14 protein-coding genes are annotated in these 22,423 nt (G+C 47.7%); 8 read left to right on the forward strand and 6 right to left on the reverse strand.

Going from position 1 to position 22,423, the window contains the following annotated elements:
- Window positions 1-99: 99 nt before the first annotated feature.
- The 4 genes from N7386_RS08315 to cysK all read right to left on the reverse strand — a co-directional run bounded on the left by N7386_RS08315 (window position 100) and on the right by cysK (window position 6,751).
- The gene (locus N7386_RS08315) at window positions 100-2,751 is read right to left on the reverse strand and encodes a TonB-dependent receptor (RefSeq protein ID WP_279767966.1); all 2,652 of its coding nucleotides are present in this window, start codon (window positions 2,749-2,751) and stop codon (window positions 100-102) included.
- 634 nt (window positions 2,752-3,385) lie between these two features.
- On the reverse strand, window positions 3,386-4,375 hold the full coding sequence (locus tag N7386_RS08320; RefSeq protein WP_279767974.1) for a TDT family transporter: 990 nt from the start codon (window positions 4,373-4,375) through the stop codon (window positions 3,386-3,388).
- A gap of 121 nt (window positions 4,376-4,496) precedes the next feature.
- Window positions 4,497-5,570 carry a methyltransferase gene (locus N7386_RS08325; RefSeq protein WP_279767976.1) on the reverse strand — a complete coding sequence of 358 codons (1,074 nt, stop codon included), beginning with the start codon at window positions 5,568-5,570 and terminating at the stop codon, window positions 4,497-4,499.
- A 212-nt stretch (window positions 5,571-5,782) separates the two neighbouring features.
- Window positions 5,783-6,751 (reverse strand): cysteine synthase A, encoded by a 969-nt coding sequence (cysK, locus tag N7386_RS08330; RefSeq protein WP_011622282.1) that lies wholly within the window; start codon window positions 6,749-6,751, stop codon window positions 5,783-5,785.
- Window positions 6,752-6,996: 245 nt separating this feature from the next.
- Here cysK and N7386_RS08335 point away from each other — a divergent pair, with 245 nt between their 5' ends.
- The 3 genes from N7386_RS08335 (at window position 6,997) to N7386_RS08345 (ending at window position 10,064) form a co-directional block, all read left to right on the forward strand.
- Entirely contained in the window at window positions 6,997-8,325 is a 1,329-nt protein-coding gene (locus N7386_RS08335; RefSeq protein WP_086903906.1) for an RDD family protein, read from the forward strand.
- Window positions 8,322-9,443 carry a beta-ketoacyl-ACP synthase III gene (locus N7386_RS08340; RefSeq protein WP_086903907.1) on the forward strand — a complete coding sequence of 374 codons (1,122 nt, stop codon included), beginning with the start codon at window positions 8,322-8,324 and terminating at the stop codon, window positions 9,441-9,443. The genes N7386_RS08335 and N7386_RS08340 overlap by 4 nt, the downstream gene beginning before the upstream one ends.
- Before the next feature lie 171 nt (window positions 9,444-9,614).
- The gene (locus N7386_RS08345; RefSeq protein WP_279767979.1) at window positions 9,615-10,064 is read left to right on the forward strand and encodes a hypothetical protein; all 450 of its coding nucleotides are present in this window, start codon (window positions 9,615-9,617) and stop codon (window positions 10,062-10,064) included.
- A gap of 59 nt (window positions 10,065-10,123) precedes the next feature.
- On the opposite strand, the gene N7386_RS08350 is transcribed toward N7386_RS08345, so the two are convergent.
- Window positions 10,124-12,523, reverse strand: a complete 2,400-nt coding sequence (locus N7386_RS08350; protein ID WP_279771000.1) for a carbohydrate binding family 9 domain-containing protein — start codon at window positions 12,521-12,523, stop codon at window positions 10,124-10,126.
- 130 nt (window positions 12,524-12,653) lie between these two features.
- Window positions 12,654-13,433 carry a sulfate transporter CysZ gene (gene cysZ, locus N7386_RS08355; RefSeq protein ID WP_279767981.1) on the reverse strand — a complete coding sequence of 260 codons (780 nt, stop codon included), beginning with the start codon at window positions 13,431-13,433 and terminating at the stop codon, window positions 12,654-12,656.
- 241 nt (window positions 13,434-13,674) lie between these two features.
- Between cysZ and smc the strand changes: the two genes are divergently transcribed.
- From smc to N7386_RS08380, 5 genes are all read left to right on the forward strand, one after another.
- Window positions 13,675-17,103: a chromosome segregation protein SMC gene (gene smc, locus N7386_RS08360; protein WP_279767987.1), complete on the forward strand. Its 3,429-nt coding sequence runs from the start codon at window positions 13,675-13,677 to the stop codon at window positions 17,101-17,103.
- Window positions 17,104-17,129: 26 nt separating this feature from the next.
- The gene (zipA, locus tag N7386_RS08365) at window positions 17,130-18,170 is read left to right on the forward strand and encodes a cell division protein ZipA (RefSeq protein ID WP_037426754.1); all 1,041 of its coding nucleotides are present in this window, start codon (window positions 17,130-17,132) and stop codon (window positions 18,168-18,170) included.
- 98 nt (window positions 18,171-18,268) lie between these two features.
- The gene (gene ligA / locus N7386_RS08370; RefSeq protein ID WP_279767989.1) at window positions 18,269-20,338 is read left to right on the forward strand and encodes an NAD-dependent DNA ligase LigA; all 2,070 of its coding nucleotides are present in this window, start codon (window positions 18,269-18,271) and stop codon (window positions 20,336-20,338) included.
- 156 nt (window positions 20,339-20,494) lie between these two features.
- Window positions 20,495-20,983 (forward strand): DUF2919 domain-containing protein, encoded by a 489-nt coding sequence (locus N7386_RS08375; protein WP_086904645.1) that lies wholly within the window; start codon window positions 20,495-20,497, stop codon window positions 20,981-20,983.
- A 210-nt stretch (window positions 20,984-21,193) separates the two neighbouring features.
- The gene (locus N7386_RS08380; protein ID WP_086904646.1) at window positions 21,194-22,399 is read left to right on the forward strand and encodes an HD-GYP domain-containing protein; all 1,206 of its coding nucleotides are present in this window, start codon (window positions 21,194-21,196) and stop codon (window positions 22,397-22,399) included.
- Window positions 22,400-22,423 lie beyond the last annotated feature (24 nt).

The raw sequence follows: 22,423 nt of genomic DNA on the forward strand, positions 1-22,423 counted from the left end.
GGCGCTAAGGTTAACTCAGTTAATGGGTTAAACAGGAGATAAAAAAACGGCATCCGAGGATGCCGTTTTTGTGTGGTTTTCTATCTTCCTATAGGGAAATTAGAATTTCACTTTATATCCTGCAAACACTACACGGCCCACGATGTTATGGGTGTCAGTATCGTATCCAGGGTAACCTAAGCTGTAGTTAACTGTTGGCATCGCATCGAACAAGTTACGAGCACCAACAGTAACTTTGCCATAGCTGTCGAAGTCGTAGTTCAATGTCAGATCCCACGTAGTGAACGATGAGAAGTCTTGTTTATTTGTGCCAACTTCTTGTTGTTGTGGAGTTTCACCATCATAAGAATCAATGTATTTAGCAATCAAAGATGCTGAGAAGTCATCAATGGCGTAGCTAAATGTTGTATTGAAACGTAGTGGTGGATAACCCTTAGTGCCTAATACGTCATAACGTTTTGCAATCGGGCTTGCTTGCTCTGTATATTCAAGAGCATAGGTTCCTTCAACCGCAAACTTAAATGCACCAAATTCAGCAAAATCGAAGTTTGAGGTGAATGACACGTCAAGACCTGATGTTTGTACGCCATCCATGTTGATGTTGCCAGCGCCAATTTCATCGATGGTACCGTCAGCTTTACGTTTGACGTAGATGTAGTTAGGGTCATAAGCACCTAAGCCACCAATCGCTTCTAAATCCACAATTGTTTGTGCATCGATGTAGCTGACTTGGTCTGTGATTTCGATGTTGTAATAATCAACAACTAAGTCGATGTTTTCAGTGATATTCCATACGGCACCGAAAGAGTACTGAGCAGATTTCTCAGGATCTAGCTCTGTGTTACCTGAACTCTTACGTAGGTATTGGTTATCTTCACAAGCTGGGTTGCCGTCTTTCTGATCAGCAGGCAGACTTTGACACAGAGTGGTGTCAGTGATTCTGTCATAACTGGTTGCTGGCTTGCCTAACAAGTCATCCAGTGATGGTGCTCTAAAGCCTTGGCCGTAAGATGCACGTAACACTAGGTTATCTAATGCTTCGTAACGTACGTTTACAGAGCTTGAAAGCTGACCAACATCTGGCAAGCTATATTGGTCGTAACGGCTCGCTAGTTTCACGTTTAAGTGATCTAATACTGGCAGTTCCAACTCAACGAATGCTGCTTTATAGCTTCTATCACCAGCAGAATCACCGCCGTAAGTACCTAATACGTTACCTGCTGCTTGTTGAGCATCACGGGTATCTTTGTATTCGATTTTTTGGTATTCCATACCCACTGCGTAACCTAAGTCACCACCAGGTAATGAAATTGGAGCCAGTGCAGCCCAAGATATACCAGTACCTGTTGTGTTAGATGTCGCTTTACGAGTAGCTGTGTGTAAGAAGGTGTCTAACGTGTCTTGGGTTGCGTTACCACCCTCAACGAATGGGTTGTACAAGCCTTTATCTACTGCTTCTTGTAACTTATCTTCGAATACGTAAGAGTCAGTTTCAATGTTCACGATTTGATCTGAGTATTGTACGTACCAGCTTAGAGAGCCTGCATCTAATTCAAGGTTTAGACCCGTTACGATATCAACTACGTTTGAATCGAATTCTGTTTTACGGTCTGCAACCCCTTTCAAACGGTGATAGGCTTGCACTTCAGATGCATTAGCGGTACCGAATGTTGGGTTTAATGGGTTATCTGCTGCCATGTATAAGTTAGGAGTCCATAGCGCAGTTGAAGAGGTGATGGATTTATCACGCATAACGATAGCTTGACCAAACCACTCTAATTCATCGGTAATGCGATAAGTCATATTCGAGAATACAGAGTCTTTTGTCTGATCTGGTAGGTAATCAGTGCCATCAAATTGGTTAAAACCACAAGCAGAACCGTCTTTGCTGGTAACAATACGATCCGCTGGACAGTCCTTACCTGGAACTTGCAAACCTGTATAAACAGGAGTGCCGAAAGTACCATCAGCACCTTTTACCGGGCGAGATTCAACTGGACGATATGTGCCTTCTGGCGCATATAAACCACTACGACCGTATTTTTTATCCCAGTTAGCCGTTAAGTGAGGACGTTGACCACCTTGTAGTGGATCAAATTGCTTGTGTTCGATGATCACTAAGCTGCTGCTTTTATCGCTAGTATTACCGAAAGTGACAGAAGCTGATTTCTCATCTCTACCACCTTGAGTTGGGCTACCAAACTTAGCGTCGAATGCTAAACCGTCAAAGGTTTTTTTCAGGATGATGTTAATTACACCACCGATAGCATCTGAACCGTAAATTGCTGATGCACCGTCACGTAAAATTTCAATACGCTCGATTGCATCCATAGGGATTAAGTTGAGGTTCGTTGAATCGCCACCAAAGGTTGCAGATGGCGCAATACGGCGACCGTTGATCAGGGTTAACGTACGGTTTGAACCTAAACCACGCATACCAGAACTGGCATGGTTACTTGCAGAGCTACCTGCATCACTAATAAAACTACCAGCAGTGTTAAATGGCATTTGTGCTAAAACAGCAGAAACATCACTTAAACCTGTTTTGGCAATATCTTCTGCTGATAAAACCGTAACAGGTAAAGCAGATTCCATATCCGTTCTTTGAATACGAGAACCCGTTACTTCAATACGTTCTACCTTAGCATTATCTTCTGCTGCATAAATAGCTGTGCTAGATAAAGCTGCTGTGGTTGCACCACCAATTAACGCAAAGCGAACCGCTTTGGCTAATGTCGAATTAGCGCGCATATCATTCTCCCTTAACACTTGTTATTTGTTTAATTGTTATTTTAATTAAATACGGAACGTTGTAAGAAATAGGGTCCTATTTAATTAGGCTCAAGATATAACCACAAGAAAATAACAAGTGCAACAGTGTAAATTTATGAAGGTTGCGATAGTTAAATGTTGATTGTTGCTCAGTTGTTAATTAGCTGCTTCAAATTCGTTTTAAAGAATGGTTTTTAGCGAGGGTTAATGGATTTTGATAATAAAATAAACGATATAATTAATGAAAGGTTTGTTGTTTGTTTTTATTTTGTTAAAATTGAAAATATTTGTAATAATAAAATAATCATACTTTTTTTGGATAATTAAAATTTATTTCCGCGCATCCTAAATATACAGTTCTGAATACTGTATTTTGCGTGGTGACTTATTAAAAATACCTTAAAATAGCGACTGCTGTACTGTTTTGTTTGTTTTTTGCTCTATAATTTTTATGCGACAACTTTAGTCAATTTTAGTTTTTATAAGATGATGTTTAATTAAATACAATGCGTGAATTTTAATTCACGCATTGTATTTAACAAATGTCTAACGAGTAAGTTTTATTGGATGATTATTGTCCAGTTTTTTACCGTTTTAATACTTAGGACTTATTTTAGGCCGCAGTAACTTTATTCATTTTGGGGATCGGTTGAGGAAGATAATGGAGAAGATATCTTACTGCCACATAACAAACGACTAAGGTTGCAACACCGAGTTCGAAGTCGGCAAGTAATTTTACCCATTGGCTGAGCTCGTTCATTTGACTAAATTGCGCGAGCCAGTGGGCGGTTTTAAACAGTGCCGTCGCGCCGATCACCATGGGAAAGGTGAAGGCTGCATAGCCAGGGCTAAAGGGTAATTTGAGCAGATGGAAAAAAGCGAGATAAATCACTGCAGTCATCAATACTGCAATACTGGCCAATATGGCGACCAAGGCAATCGAAGGTTGATCGCACACAGTTAAGTAGCCCGCTAACGATAAACTGGCTGGCGCGGCGAGGATGGCAATCGTTGGTTTAGCGGCATCGGGCACGGCCTGACAGAAGATTAATCGATAGAGCATCAATGGCAACATGACTAAATATGCGAGCATGCCGAAGGCTAGGATCAAGTTCACTAACCAAGGCGCGCCATTACTTGGGAAGGATACTGCCGCCACTATGATGCCAATGGGTGGCACAAACCAGCTGGGCACCATATGTTCGAGTTTGAAGTCGATAGCGCGGTAGTAAATAAAGGCGCCTAAAAAGATGACATGGATAACAATGGCGGTTAGCCAAAGGGTTAAGCCTGCATGGGGGAAATAATGGCCGAGTAAGTTCGACACTACCATCAAGGCCATGGCGAATGTCGGGATCACACTACCGACGACCGGATGGCTGAGTTCGTTTTTCAGCACTGAGGGATGCAGTATAAATTTTGCCGCAAGCAGCATGAGTAAAACTGAGGCGATGGCTGCCCCTGTCAGTTGGCCCCAACCATTGAGTGAGGGCATCACACTCTCCCAAGTCCAACCTAAGCTTGCAATCGCGAGGGCGAGTCCGCCCATAGGGCTAGGTAATTTTGCTGCCTGTGCTGTCCAGCGTTTACGTTTTGAAGTCATGTTTGTTACCTCTCAACACTGACATTAATTCGATGTGTCTATCTGTTAATGTCAGTGTATGGTCGAGGATTTGATAAATAAAATTGATTAATTTTATTCAGATATTCAAATTTTCTAACGCTTAAGGTTTTCGTTTACAACGCAGCAAAGTATGCCCCAGACCAAGGTTGTCAGTGTCTTCATCGACGTATAAGCCCGCTTGATGTAGTAACGTTATCAAGTCCTTAGAGTGGTACATACGGCTATTACCATTGGCCATCGCAGTAAAATACAAGCTAGTCGCATTGACGCAATAGGCTGAGGCGGCGGAAGGTTGTCTGTCCCAGAAGGTTTCGACAATGAACAACTGACTATTTGGCGTCATCGCCTGAGCGGTGCGTTGCAAAATGCTGAGGATTTGCTCCAAAGAGAAGCAGTCGAGGAACTGGCTCATCCAATAGGTATCGGCGCCTTCGACAAAGGGGCGTGATTCATCGAGCAAATCGGTGGCAAAGGTATGGATCCGCTCGGCAAAGCCATGCTTGGCAGCATTGTCTTTGGCTACGGCTAATTGGCCGGGGAAGTCCATCAGGGTGACTTCAACCTCTGGATCAAACTCACAGCAGCTTAGCGCCCATTTACCTGTGTTTCCGCCAATATCGACTAAATGCTTGGGCGAATGGGCAAACACTAAGGGTAAAATCTGCGGAAAAGCGTGGTCAGAATAATAGTGATCGAAGGCAAACCAGCTGGCCTTAGCCTCAGCAGGTAAATCCTTAAGGGCGGGGTAAATCGTCTGCCAATCGCCAAATACCGCTAAGCCCGCGGGTTTACCCGCGACTAGTGCCTTATCCAGTTGAAACAGTCCCTGATAACATACGTCCTGCACAAAATTGAGGTTAATGGCCGCCATATCATCGTGCAGTAAAAAATAGCCTGTTTTATCGAGTACATAGGCATCGCCATTGAGCCATACCAGTCCCATACTCAATCCCATATCGAGTAAGACGCCAAGGGCATACTCGTTTAACACACTGGTTTGCGCGAGTTGGGCAATGCTTACCCCTTGTTCGCCTGCTTGGTCAATGGTGGCTAATACTTCAAATTTCAGCAGGCAATGGGCAACCTGAAAACTGATGGGGCCAAAGGCGATTTTTTGCGCCTCAAATTTGGCATCAAAGGCACTTAAGGCTTTCGGGGTGTGATAGAAGGACATAAATTGGCTGAGTTTACAAAGAAATACAGCCTTTATAGCGAAGTTAACGGCAAAAGTCAGAGCGGTGATGGAAAACTATGAACTAGCTCCAACTTAGTGGATAAATGCGGATCTGAAGGGCGGTTAAGTGGTGTTAATAGTGATTACCGATAAATTTCGGCCATAAAAATACCCAGACAAGGCTGGGTATTTTTGCAGGCCGAATCGCCTGATTACTGAATGTTTTCTTCGTCGCCAAACTGGCCTTGGAACAGTACCGAAGATAAGTAACGCTCAGCAGCTGAAGGCAGGATAACCACAATGTTCTTATCCGCAAATTCAGGCAGAGCTGCGATGCGGTTAGCCGCAACCACAGCTGCACCAGAAGAAATACCGACTAAAATGCCTTCTTCTTGCATTAAGCGGCGCGCCATGTCGATGGCTTCATCGTTGGTGACGGTTTCAACGCGGTCGATTAACTCAAGATCTAAGTTACCAGGGATAAAACCTGCGCCAATACCTTGGATTTTGTGCGGACCTGGTTGTACTGGTAATCCCGCTAGGGTTTGGGTGATAACTGGTGAGTCAGCGGGTTCTACCGCAACAGAAGTAATGGCTTTGCCAGCCACTTTCTTCAGGTAACGGCTCACGCCTGTGATAGTACCGCCAGTACCTACACCCGCAACAAACACATCCACTGCACCATCGGTATCGTTCCAAATCTCTGGACCTGTGGTTTTTTCGTGGATTTCAGGGTTAGCAGGGTTATTAAATTGCTGCAGCATAATGTATTTTTCTGGCGCTGATTGACGGATTTCTTCCGCTTTATCGATAGCACCTTTCATGCCTTTTGCACCTTCGGTCAGCACTAGGTTTGCACCCAAGGCTTTAAGCAGTTTACGACGCTCTAAGCTCATAGTATTTGGCATAGTTAACGTCAGCTTATAACCACGGGCGGCCGCCACATAGGCTAAGGCAATCCCGGTATTACCTGAGGTAGGCTCAATCAGTTCGTGATCTTTGGTGAGCAGGCCTTTTTTCTCGGCATCCCAAATCATATTGGCACCGATACGGCATTTGACACTGAAACTTGGATTACGTGCTTCGACCTTTGCCAGCACTTTACCTTGGCTTACGCGGTTTAAACGCACTAACGGGGTGTTGCCAATAGTATATGAATTGTCTTCGAAAATTTTGCTCATGGATTGCTTGCTCCTATGTTTGCACTATTGAATCATAATCGCCTGTGGCGCATTTAGAAGTGATTGTTTGTTCTTCTTTATTCGATTTGGTTATTAAAGATAATCCTGTTATTCGCAAAGCCCAATTGGCTGTGGGTTTAACTGTGTTAACCTCTTGCTAACATCAATAAAAAATTACGCGTATAAAAGAATAACCACTTGATGTTTCACTTATAAAACCGCTATCGGAACCGGATTGCCACACTATGAAGCAACAACAAACGGACTTGGGCAAAGATCCAAGAACTATGGTCACCCCTAAGGCATTCACTATTGCCGAATCTGTGCTTTACACCCCGCTAGCGACGCCATTAAGGCGGGCGCTGGCGATGTTAATCGACGGTTTATTCATCACTATTTTAGCCGAACAAATGGATTGGCTGTTTGTTCTGCTGGTGGTGGGGATTATTTATATCGAGAAACGCAGTCGCCAATTTGGCCGCTTACTCAAATGGGGCCTTTATGCTGCCATGCTGGGATTAATGCTCTTTAGCTCGGCGGGAAATTTGTGGAATTTCCATCAATCGAATCAATCCACCCGCGAAAAGGTCTCCGCGCCCCAGGATATTAATGCTGTTGTTAAGGCGATTCCAGATCTTGTCTCCCTCGGACTCTGTGAAAATACCGATTGTGCCCGTGAACAGATCCGTGCTTTGCAGCAGACGCTCGAAAATGGGCCCATGGAGGGAATGTCGGCAGCTGAGCGTCGCGATATGGTATTAGATACTTTAGCGAGCACGGAGTTATCCTATGCCGATAAAGCACTGTTACGTGATGAAATGATGGCGGGCAGCCTCTGGCCCGAGGTGAAGGTGTTTGAAGTCACCCTAGACTCCACCAAGGGCTCTGTGAAAAATTCAGCAAAGGATTTAGCTAAAGATCCAAACACATTATCATCGCCGCAACAGCTAAATCAGTCGCTCGCTGGCAAGCTTGATGCCGTTCCCGTATCTGAACCGCAAACCGATGGATTAGTCCACGCTCAAACCGATAATCGAGCGGCCATGCAAAACGCTCCCTTAGTTCCTGACGCCAACCTCAATCCTTTGCATCAAACCGAAAGCCGCAACAGTGAAGCCGATGAGGAAGAGAGTGACACCCGCAGTGTGCTGGCGTGGATCAAAGGCTTTATGAGCGATATGGGCTTAGGTTTTGGCTGGGCCGCATTTTACTTCACTGTGTTTACCGCCAAATTTGATGGTCAGACCTTAGGTAAGAAACTCTTAGGCATCCGCGTTATCCAACTCGATGGCGCTAAAATCAGCCTTTGGGGGGCATTTGGCCGTTATGGCGGTTATGCGGCGGGCTTCACGACGGGCTTACTGGGCTTTATGCAGATATTTTGGGATGCCAATCGGCAGGGGATCCAAGATAAAATATCTTCCACAGTCGTGATAGACTTAGCGCAAATGCATAAAAAGCAACAATTAGAGCAGCAACAGGCGCAGGCTGAACACGCATTGGCCACCGTGCCAACACAGAATAATGCGACGTCTGCTCACCTTACAACAAGCACCCGTTCGGAGCACCTATGAAACAGGTCGTTATTTCTGGCAGCGGTTTATTTACGCCGCCACACAGTATTTCAAATGAAGCTTTGGTGGAGAGCTTCAACGCCTATGTCGATATGTTTAACCTTGAAAATGCAGGATTAATTGAGCAGGGTCATGTCGAGCCGCTGTCTTATTCCTCCAGTGAGTTTATCGAGAAGGCCTCGGGCATCAAACACAGATATGTGATGGTTAAAGACGGTATTCTCGATCCTGAAATCATGATGCCGCTTATTCCTGAGCGCAGCAGTGACGAGTTATCTATGCAGGCCGAAATTGGGGTTGAGGCGGCAGTGATGGCGCTTAAGCAAGCGGATGTGAAGGCCGAGCAAATCGATTTAGTGATCGTTGCCTGTGCTTATACGCAGAGGGCTTATCCTGCGATGGCGATTGAAATACAGCGGGCACTGGGGACCCGTGGCTATGGCTACGATATGCAGGTTGCCTGTTCTTCGGCCACCTTTGCCATTGTGGCTGCCGCCAATGCGATTGCAACGGGCTCGGCGTCACGGGTGTTAGTGATTAACCCCGAAATTTGTTCGGCGCAGGTGAACTACCGTGACCGTGACAGTCATTTTATCTTCGGGGATGTGGCGACCGCTATGGTGCTTGAAGAGCAAAGCCTAGTGGCCGCCAATAAGGGCTTTAACATTGTTTCAAGTCGTTGCTTTACTGACTACTCAAACAATATTCGCAGTAATTTCGGGTTTTTAAATCGCTGCGATCCAAGCTCGGCGCATCAGGCGGATAAGTTATTCCATCAGCAAGGCCGCAAAGTCTTTAAAGAACTGTTGCCGATGATCTACCAACATTTAGACGAGCATTTGGCCGAGCAATCCCTTACGCCACAGTCCTTTAAACGTTTGTGGTTGCACCAAGCCAACATCAACATGAACCAATTTGTGGTGAAAAAGCTGCTAGGGGATGAGGTAACGCCTGAGCAAGCGCCCGTAGTGCTCGACGAGTATGCCAATACCGCCTCCGCAGGCTCAGTGATTGCCTTCCATAAATATTCCGCTGACTTTAAGGCGGGCGATTTAGGGCTATTAAGCTCCTTTGGCGCGGGTTACTCCATCGGTAGCGTGATCCTGCAAAAACGCTAAATTGACTAAAGCCCCATTATCACTAATGGGGCTTTAGCTTTTATATCAGCACATTGATAAAACGGCTTGATGCGGTACCTTAGCCGAAAATGCCTTTACTCAGACAAGGCAGTTAGCGGCCTAAAAACGCTTTTTCTATAAACCTCCGTTGCAATACGAGAACCTGTCACCATGACGCTTCTTCATCCTGATTCGGATCTTCCGTTTCATCCCAATCCTAGCTGGTTTCTTGGCGCTTTTAATTGTTATGACCGCGAGGAAACACTCGGGGAAACACTCAATCGCTACGATCCTTTAGATCCCGCACAGCTGCAAGCGTTGTTCGATGCTTATGTGTTTGATGAGTTTGGTGAACAGTTGGGATTTACCTCTGCCCACAGGGTCGCGATGGCGACGAATTTAATCGCTGCGCTGAGCGAGACAAACCATGATTTCGCCATTTATTTAGCGATTGATGAAAGCGAGGAGGAATGGTGCTTCCCTTCTGAGTGGGTATTCCCTAAGCCACGCTATCCCTTCGAGCAGGCGTATCTTGCGCTGGTGCGACATTGGGGAGTGGAGCTCACCGCAATGGGGATTGTGCTTCCCAGCCCAAGCTTATTGGGTATCCATGAGTCTTAGTTAGCATTCAGATTTAAGCCCACAAGCCTTGCTGTGGGCTTTATGCTCAATCTTTCAGCCTAGAGTAACCAGGCGTAACTTAGCTTCATAAAATAGGTTTTCTCATCCCGAGTGAGACGAGTGAGCTCATCATCCGAGGTTAAACTGTCAGAATAGCCCAAATAGAACACGCTCTGGGGATTGAGTTTGTAGCCGTAGAGGATTTCATTCCCTAAGTGTGCCTCTTCGCTATCGGGTGTCGAATAAAAATACTGTGCAAGATTACGCTCGATTTGGGTGTAAATGCTCGATAGGCGAATAAAGCTGTGCAGACTCAATTGCCAGTGCAGGCGCACATCCGAGAGGTTTGCGCTAAAGAGTTTATCCTGCTCGACTTCCATATGTTGATATTGATGGGAAACATCCACCGACAGGCCGTTGGCAATTTTCCATTTGAATATCGGATTGATTAAGGTTTTTGTGCCTAATCGATCGTTAAGGAAGTCAATCTCATCGCCGTAATGGATCTCCAGCTCAAGACTCAGGGCTGAGGTGGGCGTAATCGCGCCGTAAAGCCAGCCTTGGGTTTCTTGGTATTGATTGCTATTACCTAATACTGCTAGTTGCGCGCTGTCATGGCGTGGGCCGACGCGTTCTCGAGTTTCTATCCCAAAGGATAACTCACTCTGCAGCGCGCCATACATTTCCCAAAAGATTTCAAACTCTTGCTCTAGCTGCTCCCCAGCTTGATTGTGGGTGATATCCCAGTCGCCGCCGAATTTAATCTTGTTAAATACGGTTTCGGGATACCAAATTAAGCCACCACCGGCCATAAAGGTGCGGTAATCAATTTTCTCCACAAAGCCTAAATCGGCGCGAAAATCGGGAGACACGTCGTGGTACTCGCCGTAGGCAAACCAATCGCGGGCGTTGTGTTCATAGGTCAGTTGATACAGGGCGCCACTGAAATCCCGATCCGATTGGCTACGTAACACTTGCTCATTCACTTGGCATTGGCCGAGCTCACAGCTTAACGGCGTTTGGCCGCAGAGTAGCCCTTCTGTCAGTTCTCCCTCAACATTGCCGCAAAACTGTTGATACAGGGCAGTAGGGTAGCGTGTCTGGGAATAGGCAACTTGAGCGGTAAAAATATCCTGAGCTGTCGGTTGGTATTTTGCATCTAAGCTCATGACATAATTGTGATAATCATTTTGCTCGGCAAATGCTGTCAGTTGGTTGTCGGCACTGCTCTTGGCCGTGATTAGCCCACCAAAGGAGAAGGTTTTATCCATGTCGAAGCGGTAACGCGCCGCCAGATTGAGGCTTTCCTCTGCTAAGGAAGTGACCTCAGAACTTAAATTCCCCGGCATCAAAAAGGTGGTTTGGCTGTCATTAGCGGCCAGCAATGCCCAAGTGTGTTGCTCGGTTTGGCTGGTGAGTTTTAGCCCATAGTCCGGCGACACAATATTGCGGGTATGCAGCAGATTCACTTGGGTATCGAAATAGTCTTTATTGTCGAGGAAGAAGGGGCGTTTCTCATCAAAAAATAGCGCAAAAGTGCTGTTGATATCGAGCTGGCCTGCATCGGATTCCACCTGGGAGAAATCGGGGTTAATGGTGGCATTTAGTAAGGTGCGTGAGTTGATACCCCAGCGTAAATCGAGCCCGGGTTCATAATTGCTTTGCGCTTGCCAACCATTTTCGCTTTTTTGCTCATTGCGATTGGCGACAAAGGACGGGGTAATTTGCAGATCTTGCCCTTGCTTGGCGGAGGCTAAACCCGTGGCGACGCCAAGCTGGCAGAGCTGGCAACTGATGTTGCGATCGATTCTATGGGTAGAGATGCGATGATTTTTATTGCGTGGATAGTAGCGGATCAGCTCAAATCCCCATTCTTGAACGGGCTTTTTATCGTCAAAGTTAAATAGCCGTAATGGCAGCTCGACTTCAACTTGGTAACCCTCGGCGGTGATTTTTCCAGCGGTTTTCCAAATGCCATCCCAAGCTTCGCTCTCTTCGCCCGTGAGCTCATTCTCTATCGAGTCTAATTGCACGCCCAGTGGATTGATAAAAAACTGATAGGCCAAACGCGCGTTGTTAAAGGTATCGAGTTTGATCCCCACCAGATCGTCGCCCCAAAGATTATCCCTGTCCTTGAGCGTGGCGCGAATATGTTGTGGCAGACTGTCTTTGGCGGTAAAGGCCACAAATAGGCTGGTTTGGGTCGCGTAGATTCTGGCCTCGGTGTAAACGGGCGCCGCCGTGTTTTCGCCGGGCTGAGTCTCATAACGTAGCTCGGCCTGCGCCGCGTGCTGCCGCACCGCCTCATCAAATTCGCCATCAATATTGGCGGCATCTTCTAAGGTCGGAATCGTTAATTGAAATTGGCTGGCAGAGCCCGCCAAGCTTGGCGAACTGAGAAATACCGCAGTCGATAACACTAAGGGGAGAAACGTCTTCAACAACAAGGCCCAAATCATTCTAAAATGGCGCGCAGTGTGCCAGAAATTGCGCGTTAACAAGAGTGGGCAATTGTTACAAGAATTGTATTAAAAATAGCTGAAAACTAAGGCGGCACTGGATGGCGGGCATCCAGTGCTTTGGGGGGGATTATTCGGGAGAAACCACAGGATTACGGTAAGCTTCGCGGTACTTATCGACCCACATGGCGGTGGCACCACAAATCGCGACTGGCATGACGATAAAGTTGACCACAGGGATCATCGAAAACAGGGTCACAGTCGCGCCAAAGGTAAAGCTGGTGCCGCGGGTTTGATTAAGGGCAAAGCGCATATCCTTGAAGCTCACCTTGTGGTTATCAAAGGGATAGTCGCAGTATTGAATCGCCATCATCCAAGCGCTGAATAAAAACCACAAAATTGGCGCTAAGGTTTGCCCCACCATGGGCACTAAAAACAGCAGCAAAAATACCAGCGCACGGGGCAAATAGTATTTGAGTTTGATCCATTCACGGCCAAGAATGCGCGGTAAGTCTTTGACGACGTCCATGCCTGAGCCCGTATTCATCGGTTTGCCGGTCAATAACTGCTCGACCTTTTCGGCCAGCAAGCCATTAAAAGGCGCGGCCAGCCAGTTCATCACCGAACTAAAAACAAACGCCAGCATCACCAACATGGTGGTCACCGCTAACGGCCAGAGCAAAAAGTTAAGCCAACTTAAGTATTCGGGGAGCTGGGCATTCATCCAAGTGAAGAGCACATCGAGCTGCCCAATCGCCACATAGATAACAGCCGCAAACAGCACTAAGTTGATCATTAACGGAATAAATACAAAGGTGCGCAGGCCTTTACGTTTGATTAAACCAAAGCCATCGAGAAAATAATTCACACCACTTTTACCCTGCGAAGGGGAGGAGGAGTTCTGTGTCATATCGTCATTCCAAAAAAGTTGAGATACAGCGTGAGATACAGATAACTGCGATTGTGATCAACTCGTCGCGAGATGACAAGCTAAAAGCCATATGAATTCAATAAAAAGCGTTACAAAATACTGCCTGCTTTGCTAAAGTTGGCCTCAGAATTCTATGACACGACTCGGGCTAATATTGGCCTGCATCCCTATTGGTCATCGCCCTGATGGCTTTTTATACTGAGACGCGCTAACTGGCACCATGAGATTAAAACAAATAAAACTTGCCGGCTTTAAGTCGTTTGTCGATCCCACCAAAATTCCGTTTTTACAGGCATTAAGCGCCATTATTGGCCCAAATGGCTGCGGCAAGTCTAACGTGATTGACGCCGTGCGTTGGGTGCTGGGCGAAAGTTCGGCAAAGCATTTGCGCGGCGACTCCATGAGTGACGTGATTTTTAACGGCTCCAGCGCCCGTAAACCTGTGTCTGTGGCGGGCGTTGAACTGGTGTTTGAAAATAAAGAGGGCCGCCTTGCGGGCCAATACGCCAGTTATGAAGAAATCTCGGTTAAACGTCAGGTGAGCCGTGACGGTGAGTCTTGGTATTTCCTCAACGGCCAAAAGTGTCGCCGTAAAGACATCACTGATCTGTTTATGGGCACCGGGCTTGGGCCGCGCAGTTACGCCATTATCGAACAGGGCACGATTTCACGTTTAATCGAATCTAAACCCCAAGATTTACGGACTTTTATTGAAGAAGCCGCGGGGATTTCCCGCTATAAAGAACGGCGGCGTGAAACGGAAAACCGTATCCGCCATACCCGCGAAAACTTGGAGCGTTTAGGGGATATTCGCAGCGAGTTAGCCAAACAACTCGAAAAACTCAGTCAGCAGGCCAAGGCGGCGAAGCAATATCGTGAGCTGAAGCAAGCTGAGCGTAAAACTCATGCCGAGCTGCTGGTGATGCGCTATCAAGAGCTGCAGAGCCAAATGGCGAGTCTATCGGAGCAGATTAGCTCGCTCGAGCTGCAACAAGCGGCGGCCCAGTCCTTAGCGCAAACCGGCGAGTTAGAAAGCACCGAGTTGCAACTCACACTTTCGCAGTTAGCCGAGCAGGAGCAGCAGGCGGTCGAAGCCTATTACCTGACCGGTACCGAAATCGCCAAGCTTGAGCAACAGTTGCAGAGCCAAAAGCAGCGCGATGCCCAGCTGCATCATCAGCTTGAGCAGTTGAGTGAGCAAATCATTCAAAACCAAGCCAAATTAGCCGCTTACCAAGCCAGCTTTCAAGCGCTTGAGTCGGAGCTTAGCCAACTTGCGCCGCAACATGAGTTGCAGCAAGAAATGCTCGATGAGCTGCAAGCCCAGTGGGAGATGAGCGTTTCGCGCAGTGAGGCCCAAAGTGAAAGCGCCAGAGTGCTAGCGGCGGCCGTCGCTCAGCATAAGCTGCAATTAGAGTTACACCGCAGCAAACTGGCTCATCAGCAACAATTAAATGCCCATAAAACCCAGCTACACCAAGAGCAACAACAAGAGCTGGCCTCGCTTAATGCGCATGCCCTCGAAGATAGCAGTGCATCACTCAATGACGAGATTGCCCAGTTAGAGCAAGCCTTAGCTGAACAAGTTGAAATCAATCAAGAGTTTGAATCCACTCTGGCTGCCGATACTCATGCGTTAGATTTGGCCCGCGGTGAGTTTGAGCAATTATCACAGCGTTTAACCTCGATGCGGGCACGCTTCGAACTGGTTGAACAATGGCTTGCGAAACAAGAAGAGTTAAGTGATAAGCCGCAGCTGTGGCAAAGCATTCAAGTGGAAAACGGCTGGGAAGCCGCCGCCGAACTGGCGCTGCAGGGATTGATGACGCTGCCTGTGGGCGTTAACGCCAATGAAATAGGCTTTTATGCCGATGCGGCCTTGGCGGCGGATGCGCATCTCGATGGCTCTCCCATCTTAGGTGCCAAATTGAACCTTGCCCCTTGGCTTAAGGGACTCAAATGGGCCGATAATCTGGCCAGCGCACAAGCACTGCTGCCGAGCTTGGCGGCCGATGAGCGAATCGTGACCGCCGACGGTTACTTGCTCGGCAAAGGTTTTTTGATTGCTAAACAAGATAATAGCCAATCCTTAGTGCAACTGAGTAAAGAGCAAACCGAGCTGAACGAGGCCATCGCTGATTGCGAGCAGGCAAAAGCCATACAGCAGGCAAAGCTCGATGAATTAGCGCAGCAATTAACCCAAGTGCGTGACAGCTTAAGCCAAGGCACTAAACGCTTACACCAGTTGCAGCTCGATAAAGCCACCAAATCGACCCAGCTTAATAACGCAGAGGCTCAGGCCAAGCAGCGCGAAGCGAAACGCGGGCAACTCGCAGAAACCGTTGCCCGAACCCAGGCCGAGTTAGCCGAGCTTGCCGAGCAGTTAATATTGCTTGCGGAGCAAGAGGATGAACTGGCAGAGGCACTAGAGCTCAGCCTTGAGCAGCAACAGCAACAAAGCCAAGATGCGCAAGGGGATATGGCCCGCCATCAAGCCCTGAAGGCTCAAATTGGCGATGCCGAGCGGCGCTTAACGAGCCTCAATGCCAATCTGCAATCGATCGCTACTCGGATGGCGGTGAGCACAGAACAAATTGAATTACAGCGTGTTCGTGTCAGTGAATTAGTCCACTCAAAGGAAACACTGTCAGCCCAACTTGCCAACGTCGCGGCACAAGAGGGCGATCAGCAAACGGCGCAGCTCAGCGAACAACTGGCGCAATTACTCAATCAACAGCAGAGTCAGCAACAAGCACTTAAAAGCCTCAGGTCACAACAAAGTTCGCTCACTGAAACGCTAAACAGTATAGGATTAAAGCAAAAACAAGAGCTTGGTAAGCTTGAGGGCTTGACTCAAAGCCTCAGCACGTTAAAGTTACGTCGTGAGGGATTAAAAGGGCAGGCCGATAGCCAATTAGCGGCGCTGTCAGAGCAACAAATTGTGCTCGCCCAGATTGTCGATTCCCTGCCTGCGGATGGGCATCCCGACAAGTGGCAGCGTGATTTGGATCAGATCCGCCAAAAAATTATTCGCTTAGGTGCGATAAACCTCGCGGCGATCGAAGAATTTGAGCAACAAAGTGAGCGAAAATCCTATTTGGATCATCAAGATGAAGATCTTAATAAAGGGCTTGCAACACTAGAAGAAGCCATTCGTAAAATCGATAAGGAGACCCGCACCCGCTTTAAAGCCACATTTGATGCGGTCAACGAGGATTTAGGGCGATTGTTCCCCAAGGTGTTTGGTGGCGGGCGTGCCTACCTTGCGCTAACGGAAGACGATTTATTAGAAACGGGCGTGACCATCATGGCCCAGCCGCCAGGTAAGAAGAACAGCACAATCCATCTTCTTTCCGGTGGTGAAAAAGCCCTAACGGCTTTATCATTGGTATTCGCGATTTTCAGGTTGAATCCAGCTCCCTTCTGTATGTTAGACGAAGTGGATGCGCCCTTAGACGATGCCAACGTAGAACGATTCTGTCGATTATTGAAGGAAATGTCGCAGAGCGTACAGTTTATCTATATCAGCCATAACAAAATTACGATGGAGATGGCTGATCAACTTATCGGTGTGACTATGCATGAGCCGGGTGTATCCCGTATAGTCGCAGTAGATTTAGAGCAAGCGGTGGCGATGGCCGACGCGTGATAACTAGAAGAAAGACAGGGTAACCAATGGAAGATTTGCAACTAGTTTTGTTCGTTTTAGGCGCCATAGCCATAGTTGCTGTGCTGGTGCATGGATTTTGGTCTATCAGAAGACAACAGCCTAAGTCATTGAAAGATAGTCCGATGGGCAATTTCTACAAAAAGCAGGCAGAGCGTGGCGAGGCTGCCCCCAAGCGTATCGATGCCGATGGTTTCGACGCCGATGGTATTGGCGCCGTCAGAGTTCGTAAAGCGAATGAAGCTCATACCCCAGAGGCACCTGCGTTTAACCCTTATTTAAAGCAAGAAGCCAAAGCACAACCGCAACCAGTGGAACCCGTTCAAGTTGAACCTAAACCACTGTTTAAGCAAGAACCAAGCATGGCGCAGCCCGACTTTAATTTGCAATCACCGAGTGTGAAAGAGCAACACCGCGGTCCTAAAGCATCGCGCCAAGAGCCAGTATTGCAAAGCCATACAGCGCATTTAAATCAAGCTCACGTTGGCCAATCCCATGCGGCGATAGTGGCGCAAAAGGCGGCTGAAGAGCAACGTTCCCAAGTGCAAATGCCTACCCAAACCGCGTTGTTTGATGATGAAGAGGCGTATGAAGAAGAGCAACCTAAAGCCGTTGAACAGGCCGATGATGATTTAGGTGAACCACGTGATGTACTCGTACTGCACGTGGTGGCGAAAGAAGGCCAGCAACTTAATGGTGCCGAATTATTACCTTGCTTTTTAACCCTTAATTTTAAATATGGCGATATGAATATTTTCCATCGTCATGTGGATAATGCCGGTAATGGTAAGGTGTTGTTCTCCATTGCTAATATGGTAAAACCTGGTGTTTTTGACCCAGACAATATGGAGCAATTCAGCACCCAAGGCGTGGTATTCTTTATGACTTTACCTTGCTACGGTGATGCGCTAATGAATTTCTCTATCATGCTTAACTCGGCGCGCCAATTGGCGGATGATATCGACGCGGTTGTGCTCGATGGTCAGCGTCAACCTTGGGGCGAGTTTACTAAGCAAGATTATTTACACCGCATTCGCGCAAACGCTTAATGCACCGCCGCGAGACCGCGGTGATGGACAGATGGGGCCGCTAAATGCGGCCTCATTTTTTGCAACTTTTTGATGCTTAAGAATTCTGGATAATGAATATGCAAGACATTCAACTCGATAAACGCCTATCTGAACTGCTTTCACAAGCTGTTACGTCGGAAAATGCGCAGCCATTGATGCAGGCGCTCTGCCAATCTCTGAATGAACACAATATTCGTTACTATGTCGACGATGCGCCAAGCATTACTGACTCAGAATACGACAGATTAATGCAGCGGCTGAAACAGCTTGAGGCCGAGTATCCTCAGTTTGTTGCTGCCGATTCGCCTACCCAAAGAGTGGGCGGCATGGCGCTGGCAAAGTTTGAACAAATTACTCACCTTAAACCCATGTTAAGTCTTGATAATGCCTTCGATGAGGCGGACTTTAGTGCATTTCATAAGCGTGTCAGCGACAGAGTGGGGCAAGTGAGTTTTTGCTGTGAGCCGAAACTCGATGGTTTGGCGGTGAGCATTTTATATCGCAATGGGGTGCTTGAGCGCGCCGCGACCCGGGGCGATGGCACTGTGGGCGAAGATATTACCGAAAACGTTAAAACCATTAAGTCGATTCCGCTCAAACTGCGTGGTGACAACTATCCCGAATTGGTCGAAGTGCGCGGCGAAGCCTTTATGCCCAAGGCGGCATTTGAGGCGCTAAATGAGCGTGCACGCTTAAAGGATGAAAAACTGTTCGTAAATCCGCGTAATGCGGCGGCGGGCAGCTTACGTCAGCTCGACAGTAAAATTACCGCGTCACGGGCGCTGTCTTTTTATGCCTACGCCTTAGGTGTGGTGGAGCCGACTTCCCACGAGTTAGCTAAGACGCATTACGAGCAATTGCAGCAACTTAAATCTTGGGGGCTACCAGTCAGTAGCGAGATTAAAGTCTGCGACGAACTCAGCCAAGTGTTTGCCTACTATCAAGATATATTGACTCGCCGCAGCGATTTACCCTTTGAAATCGATGGTGTGGTAATGAAGGTGAACGATATCGCCCAGCAGCAAACCTTAGGGTTTGTGGCCAAATCTCCCCGCTGGGCAATTGCCTATAAATTCCCCGCGCAAGAAGAAATGACGCTGCTCGAAGGCGTAGATTTTCAAGTGGGCCGCACCGGCGCGGTGACTCCGGTCGCACGCCTAAAACCTGTGTTTGTCGGCGGCGTGACGGTTTCGAACGCGACTTTGCACAATGCCGATGAAATCGAGCGTTTAGGTGTGATGGTGGGCGATACCGTGATTATCCGCCGCGCCGGCGATGTGATCCCGCAAATTGTGGCCATAGTGCCAGAGCGTCGCTCTGAAGATGCTAAGGCGATTACCTTCCCGCAACATTGTCCCGTTTGCGGCAGTTTGGTTGAGCGATTAGAAGGTGAGGCCGTGGCGCGTTGTAGCGGCGGCTTATTCTGTGAGGCTCAGCGTAAAGAGGCGATCAAACATTTTGCCTCCCGCAAGGCATTAGATATCGACGGCATGGGCGATAAAATAGTCGAGCAGTTAATTGATAAGGAGCTGGTTCAAAGCCCGGCGGACTTATTTAAACTCACCGCCTCTATGATGACCATGCTCGACCGTATGGGAATGAAGTCGGCCACCAATCTTGCGCTGGCGATTGAAGCGGCTAAAACCACGACTCTGCCACGTTTTCTCTATGCTTTAGGCATTCGTGAGGTGGGGGAGGCCACTGCGGCGAACCTGGCGACTCACTTTGGCAGCCTAGAGGCGCTGCGCGTGGCTACCATTGAGCAACTTATTCAAGTTGAAGATATTGGTGAAGTGGTTGCCCAGCACGTGGCGCATTTCTTTGCCCAGCCCCATAACCTAGAGGTGATCGATGCTTTGATTGCGGCTGGCGTTAACTGGCCTGCGATTGCAGCGCCAAGCGCCGATGAGCAGCCATTAAAGGGGCAGACTTGGGTGTTAACCGGTACCTTAAATCAACTCAACCGTAACGATGCTAAGGCGCAGCTACAGGCCTTAGGCGCCAAAGTGGCGGGTAGTGTGTCGAAAAATACCGATTGCTTAGTCGCGGGCGAAGCGGCGGGGTCTAAGCTTGCCAAAGCGCAGGAGCTTGGCGTGAAAGTGATTGGCGAGGATGAGTTATTGGCTCTTCTGGCTGCAAATAGCTAAGTCGCTGCCGCTTAGTGTATAACGCCCTGCCTTGCGGGGCTTTTTTATGGCTAAGTCTTAAGCGCTACATTTGAATTATTTATGTTAGCCATTGAATTTAGCCGTTACGCCACCATCTTGTTTATATTGCTTTAGTTTTTACTAAATGGATTGCGATTGAATTTTAGTCACATCACTTGGCTCGATGATAAAGGCCATATCAAACCACCGATTTTTTTATATGCTATTCTGGCTTTTCTCGCCCGTGGCTGGTGTATTTTTATTGCCTCTCTGACCCAAGCCAGTGACAGAGCTGAGTTAGTGCGGCTCTTCTATCCCGAAAAGTCTGACTTTTTACTCGCACTCGCAGCGGGGCTGGGTGCCGTGGCGCTGTATTTTGTGGTACTGGCGGAGCGGCGCCGCTCGCCCTCATGGCTGTGCCCAGTGTTTGTCCAGCTTAAATGGGGATTGTGGATTTTATTATTACTCGATGCAATCTTACTCGCGCAGCGATTAATCCACGGGCAATTTTTATTCCATTGGAGTTTAGCCCTCGACGCCTTAGTGCTGTTCTGGTCGTGTTTGTATGTTTACAAGTCAAAACGCCTCAGCTATTACCTTGCCGACTGGCCGAAAGAGACTGTGACATCGGTAAAAGCAGACTAAGGTCATCTCGTTGTAATTTCAGCTTTTTATCAAATATCTAATCACTGAGGGATAATTTGTGTGTACTATCCCTCAGTTTGATAAGCATTTTTTCACTTATAGCTTACTGATTTTGTTGAATCATCTATAGTTATATGTACTTAGCTTAAATGTGCGGCCAAAGAAGCCAAAAGATGATGCTTCTTGCGTGCATGAAAGGAGTCATATTGCGTGACAAAAGTTGCCCAACGAAAACTATTACTTTCAGAACTTCAACTTGGCATGAGAGTCAAGTTGCCTTTGTCATGGACGAATCACCCTTTTTTATTTAACCGTGTGGATATCAGTAGTCCGGCTCATATTGAGATGATCCGCGGACTCGGCGTGCCCTATGTGTATCTAATTTCAGGCAATAGTGATGAACTCGAATCGACGGATGAAGAGGAAGAGGTCGAAGAGATTGAAGAAGCGCCACCGGAGCGTGACTTAAAGGCCGATACCCGTAAGGCGATGCGTTTAAGCCAGAAGCGTTTCTTAGAGAGCGTTAACCAGTGCCGCAATGTGTATGGCAAAGTGGTGAGCGATCCCGAAGGCGCTTATCGCTTGTCAGCCGCCTTAGTGGAGGATTTACTCAGCCATCTGCAAGAGGTCGAGAAACCTTTCCTCACTTTGGTCGGAATGGATGAAAAAGAGGTCAGTGTGACTCAGCACGGCATCTCGGTAGCAGTATTAGCCATGATGATAGGTCAGGCACTCGATTTACCGGCGCGGGATTTGCGCGATATTGCCTTGGGGAGCCTATTCCACGACATTGGTAAACTCAAAGTCCCCGATGTGATCCGCCGTAAACGGGGGGCGCTCACTCCCCATGAGGCCAATTACCTGCAAATGCACCCGAACTTTGGCTATGACATGCTGAATCGCTCGGGACTCTTTCCAAAGGAGGTGCTGAATATTGTGCTGCACCACCATGAGTTTATTGATGGTTCAGGCTTTCCCGATGGGCTCTCCGGGGCCAAAATCCCCATTATCACGCAAATAGTGAGTCTGGCGAACGATTACGATCAGCAGCTCAGTGGTCAGCAGGCGTCCTCACCGCAGGTGGCATTAGGTTACTTATTTAAAAATCGTGCGAGTAAACATGCCGAATCCTTAATTGCTGTGTTAGTTAAGATTTTAGGTATCTATCCGCCGGGTACTATCGTCAAGCTATCCGACGACACTGTCGCTAAGGTGATTATGACCACCAAAGAGGTGAGCCAGCCGCAGGTGTGGGCCTGTAAGGAAGATGGTAGCGAGGCCTCATTACGTTTTTTAAGTGATGAAGGGGTGACAGTAAAAAAAACCATTCGCGCGGAGGAGTTAACCGAGGGCGCGATCCGCACCTTGCAAATGGACAAAGGCATTAGTTTTTATTTTAGCTCGTTCCAAGCTTGAATCCCGCCACCTGAGTTCCGTATG

This window comes from Shewanella sp. GD04112 (assembly GCF_029835735.1).
GTDB lineage: Bacteria > Pseudomonadota > Gammaproteobacteria > Enterobacterales > Shewanellaceae > Shewanella.

Bases quoted from the DNA above. Each gene is read 5' to 3' on its own strand.
- smc (WP_279767987.1), top strand. From the start codon at position 13,675: ATGAGATTAAAACAAATAAAACTTGCCGGCTTTAAGTCGTTTGTCGAT.
- ligA (WP_279767989.1), top strand. From the start codon at position 18,269: ATGCAAGACATTCAACTCGATAAACGCCTATCTGAACTGCTTTCACAA.
- N7386_RS08340 (WP_086903907.1), top strand. From the start codon at position 8,322: ATGAAACAGGTCGTTATTTCTGGCAGCGGTTTATTTACGCCGCCACAC.
- N7386_RS08350 (WP_279771000.1), bottom strand. From the start codon at position 12,523: ATGATTTGGGCCTTGTTGTTGAAGACGTTTCTCCCCTTAGTGTTATCG.
- N7386_RS08345 (WP_279767979.1), top strand. From the start codon at position 9,615: ATGACGCTTCTTCATCCTGATTCGGATCTTCCGTTTCATCCCAATCCT.
- zipA (WP_037426754.1), top strand. From the start codon at position 17,130: ATGGAAGATTTGCAACTAGTTTTGTTCGTTTTAGGCGCCATAGCCATA.
- N7386_RS08335 (WP_086903906.1), top strand. From the start codon at position 6,997: ATGAAGCAACAACAAACGGACTTGGGCAAAGATCCAAGAACTATGGTC.
- N7386_RS08320 (WP_279767974.1), bottom strand. From the start codon at position 4,375: ATGACTTCAAAACGTAAACGCTGGACAGCACAGGCAGCAAAATTACCT.
- N7386_RS08325 (WP_279767976.1), bottom strand. From the start codon at position 5,570: ATGTCCTTCTATCACACCCCGAAAGCCTTAAGTGCCTTTGATGCCAAA.
- cysK (WP_011622282.1), bottom strand. From the start codon at position 6,751: ATGAGCAAAATTTTCGAAGACAATTCATATACTATTGGCAACACCCCG.
- cysZ (WP_279767981.1), bottom strand. From the start codon at position 13,433: ATGACACAGAACTCCTCCTCCCCTTCGCAGGGTAAAAGTGGTGTGAAT.
- N7386_RS08315 (WP_279767966.1), bottom strand. From the start codon at position 2,751: ATGCGCGCTAATTCGACATTAGCCAAAGCGGTTCGCTTTGCGTTAATT.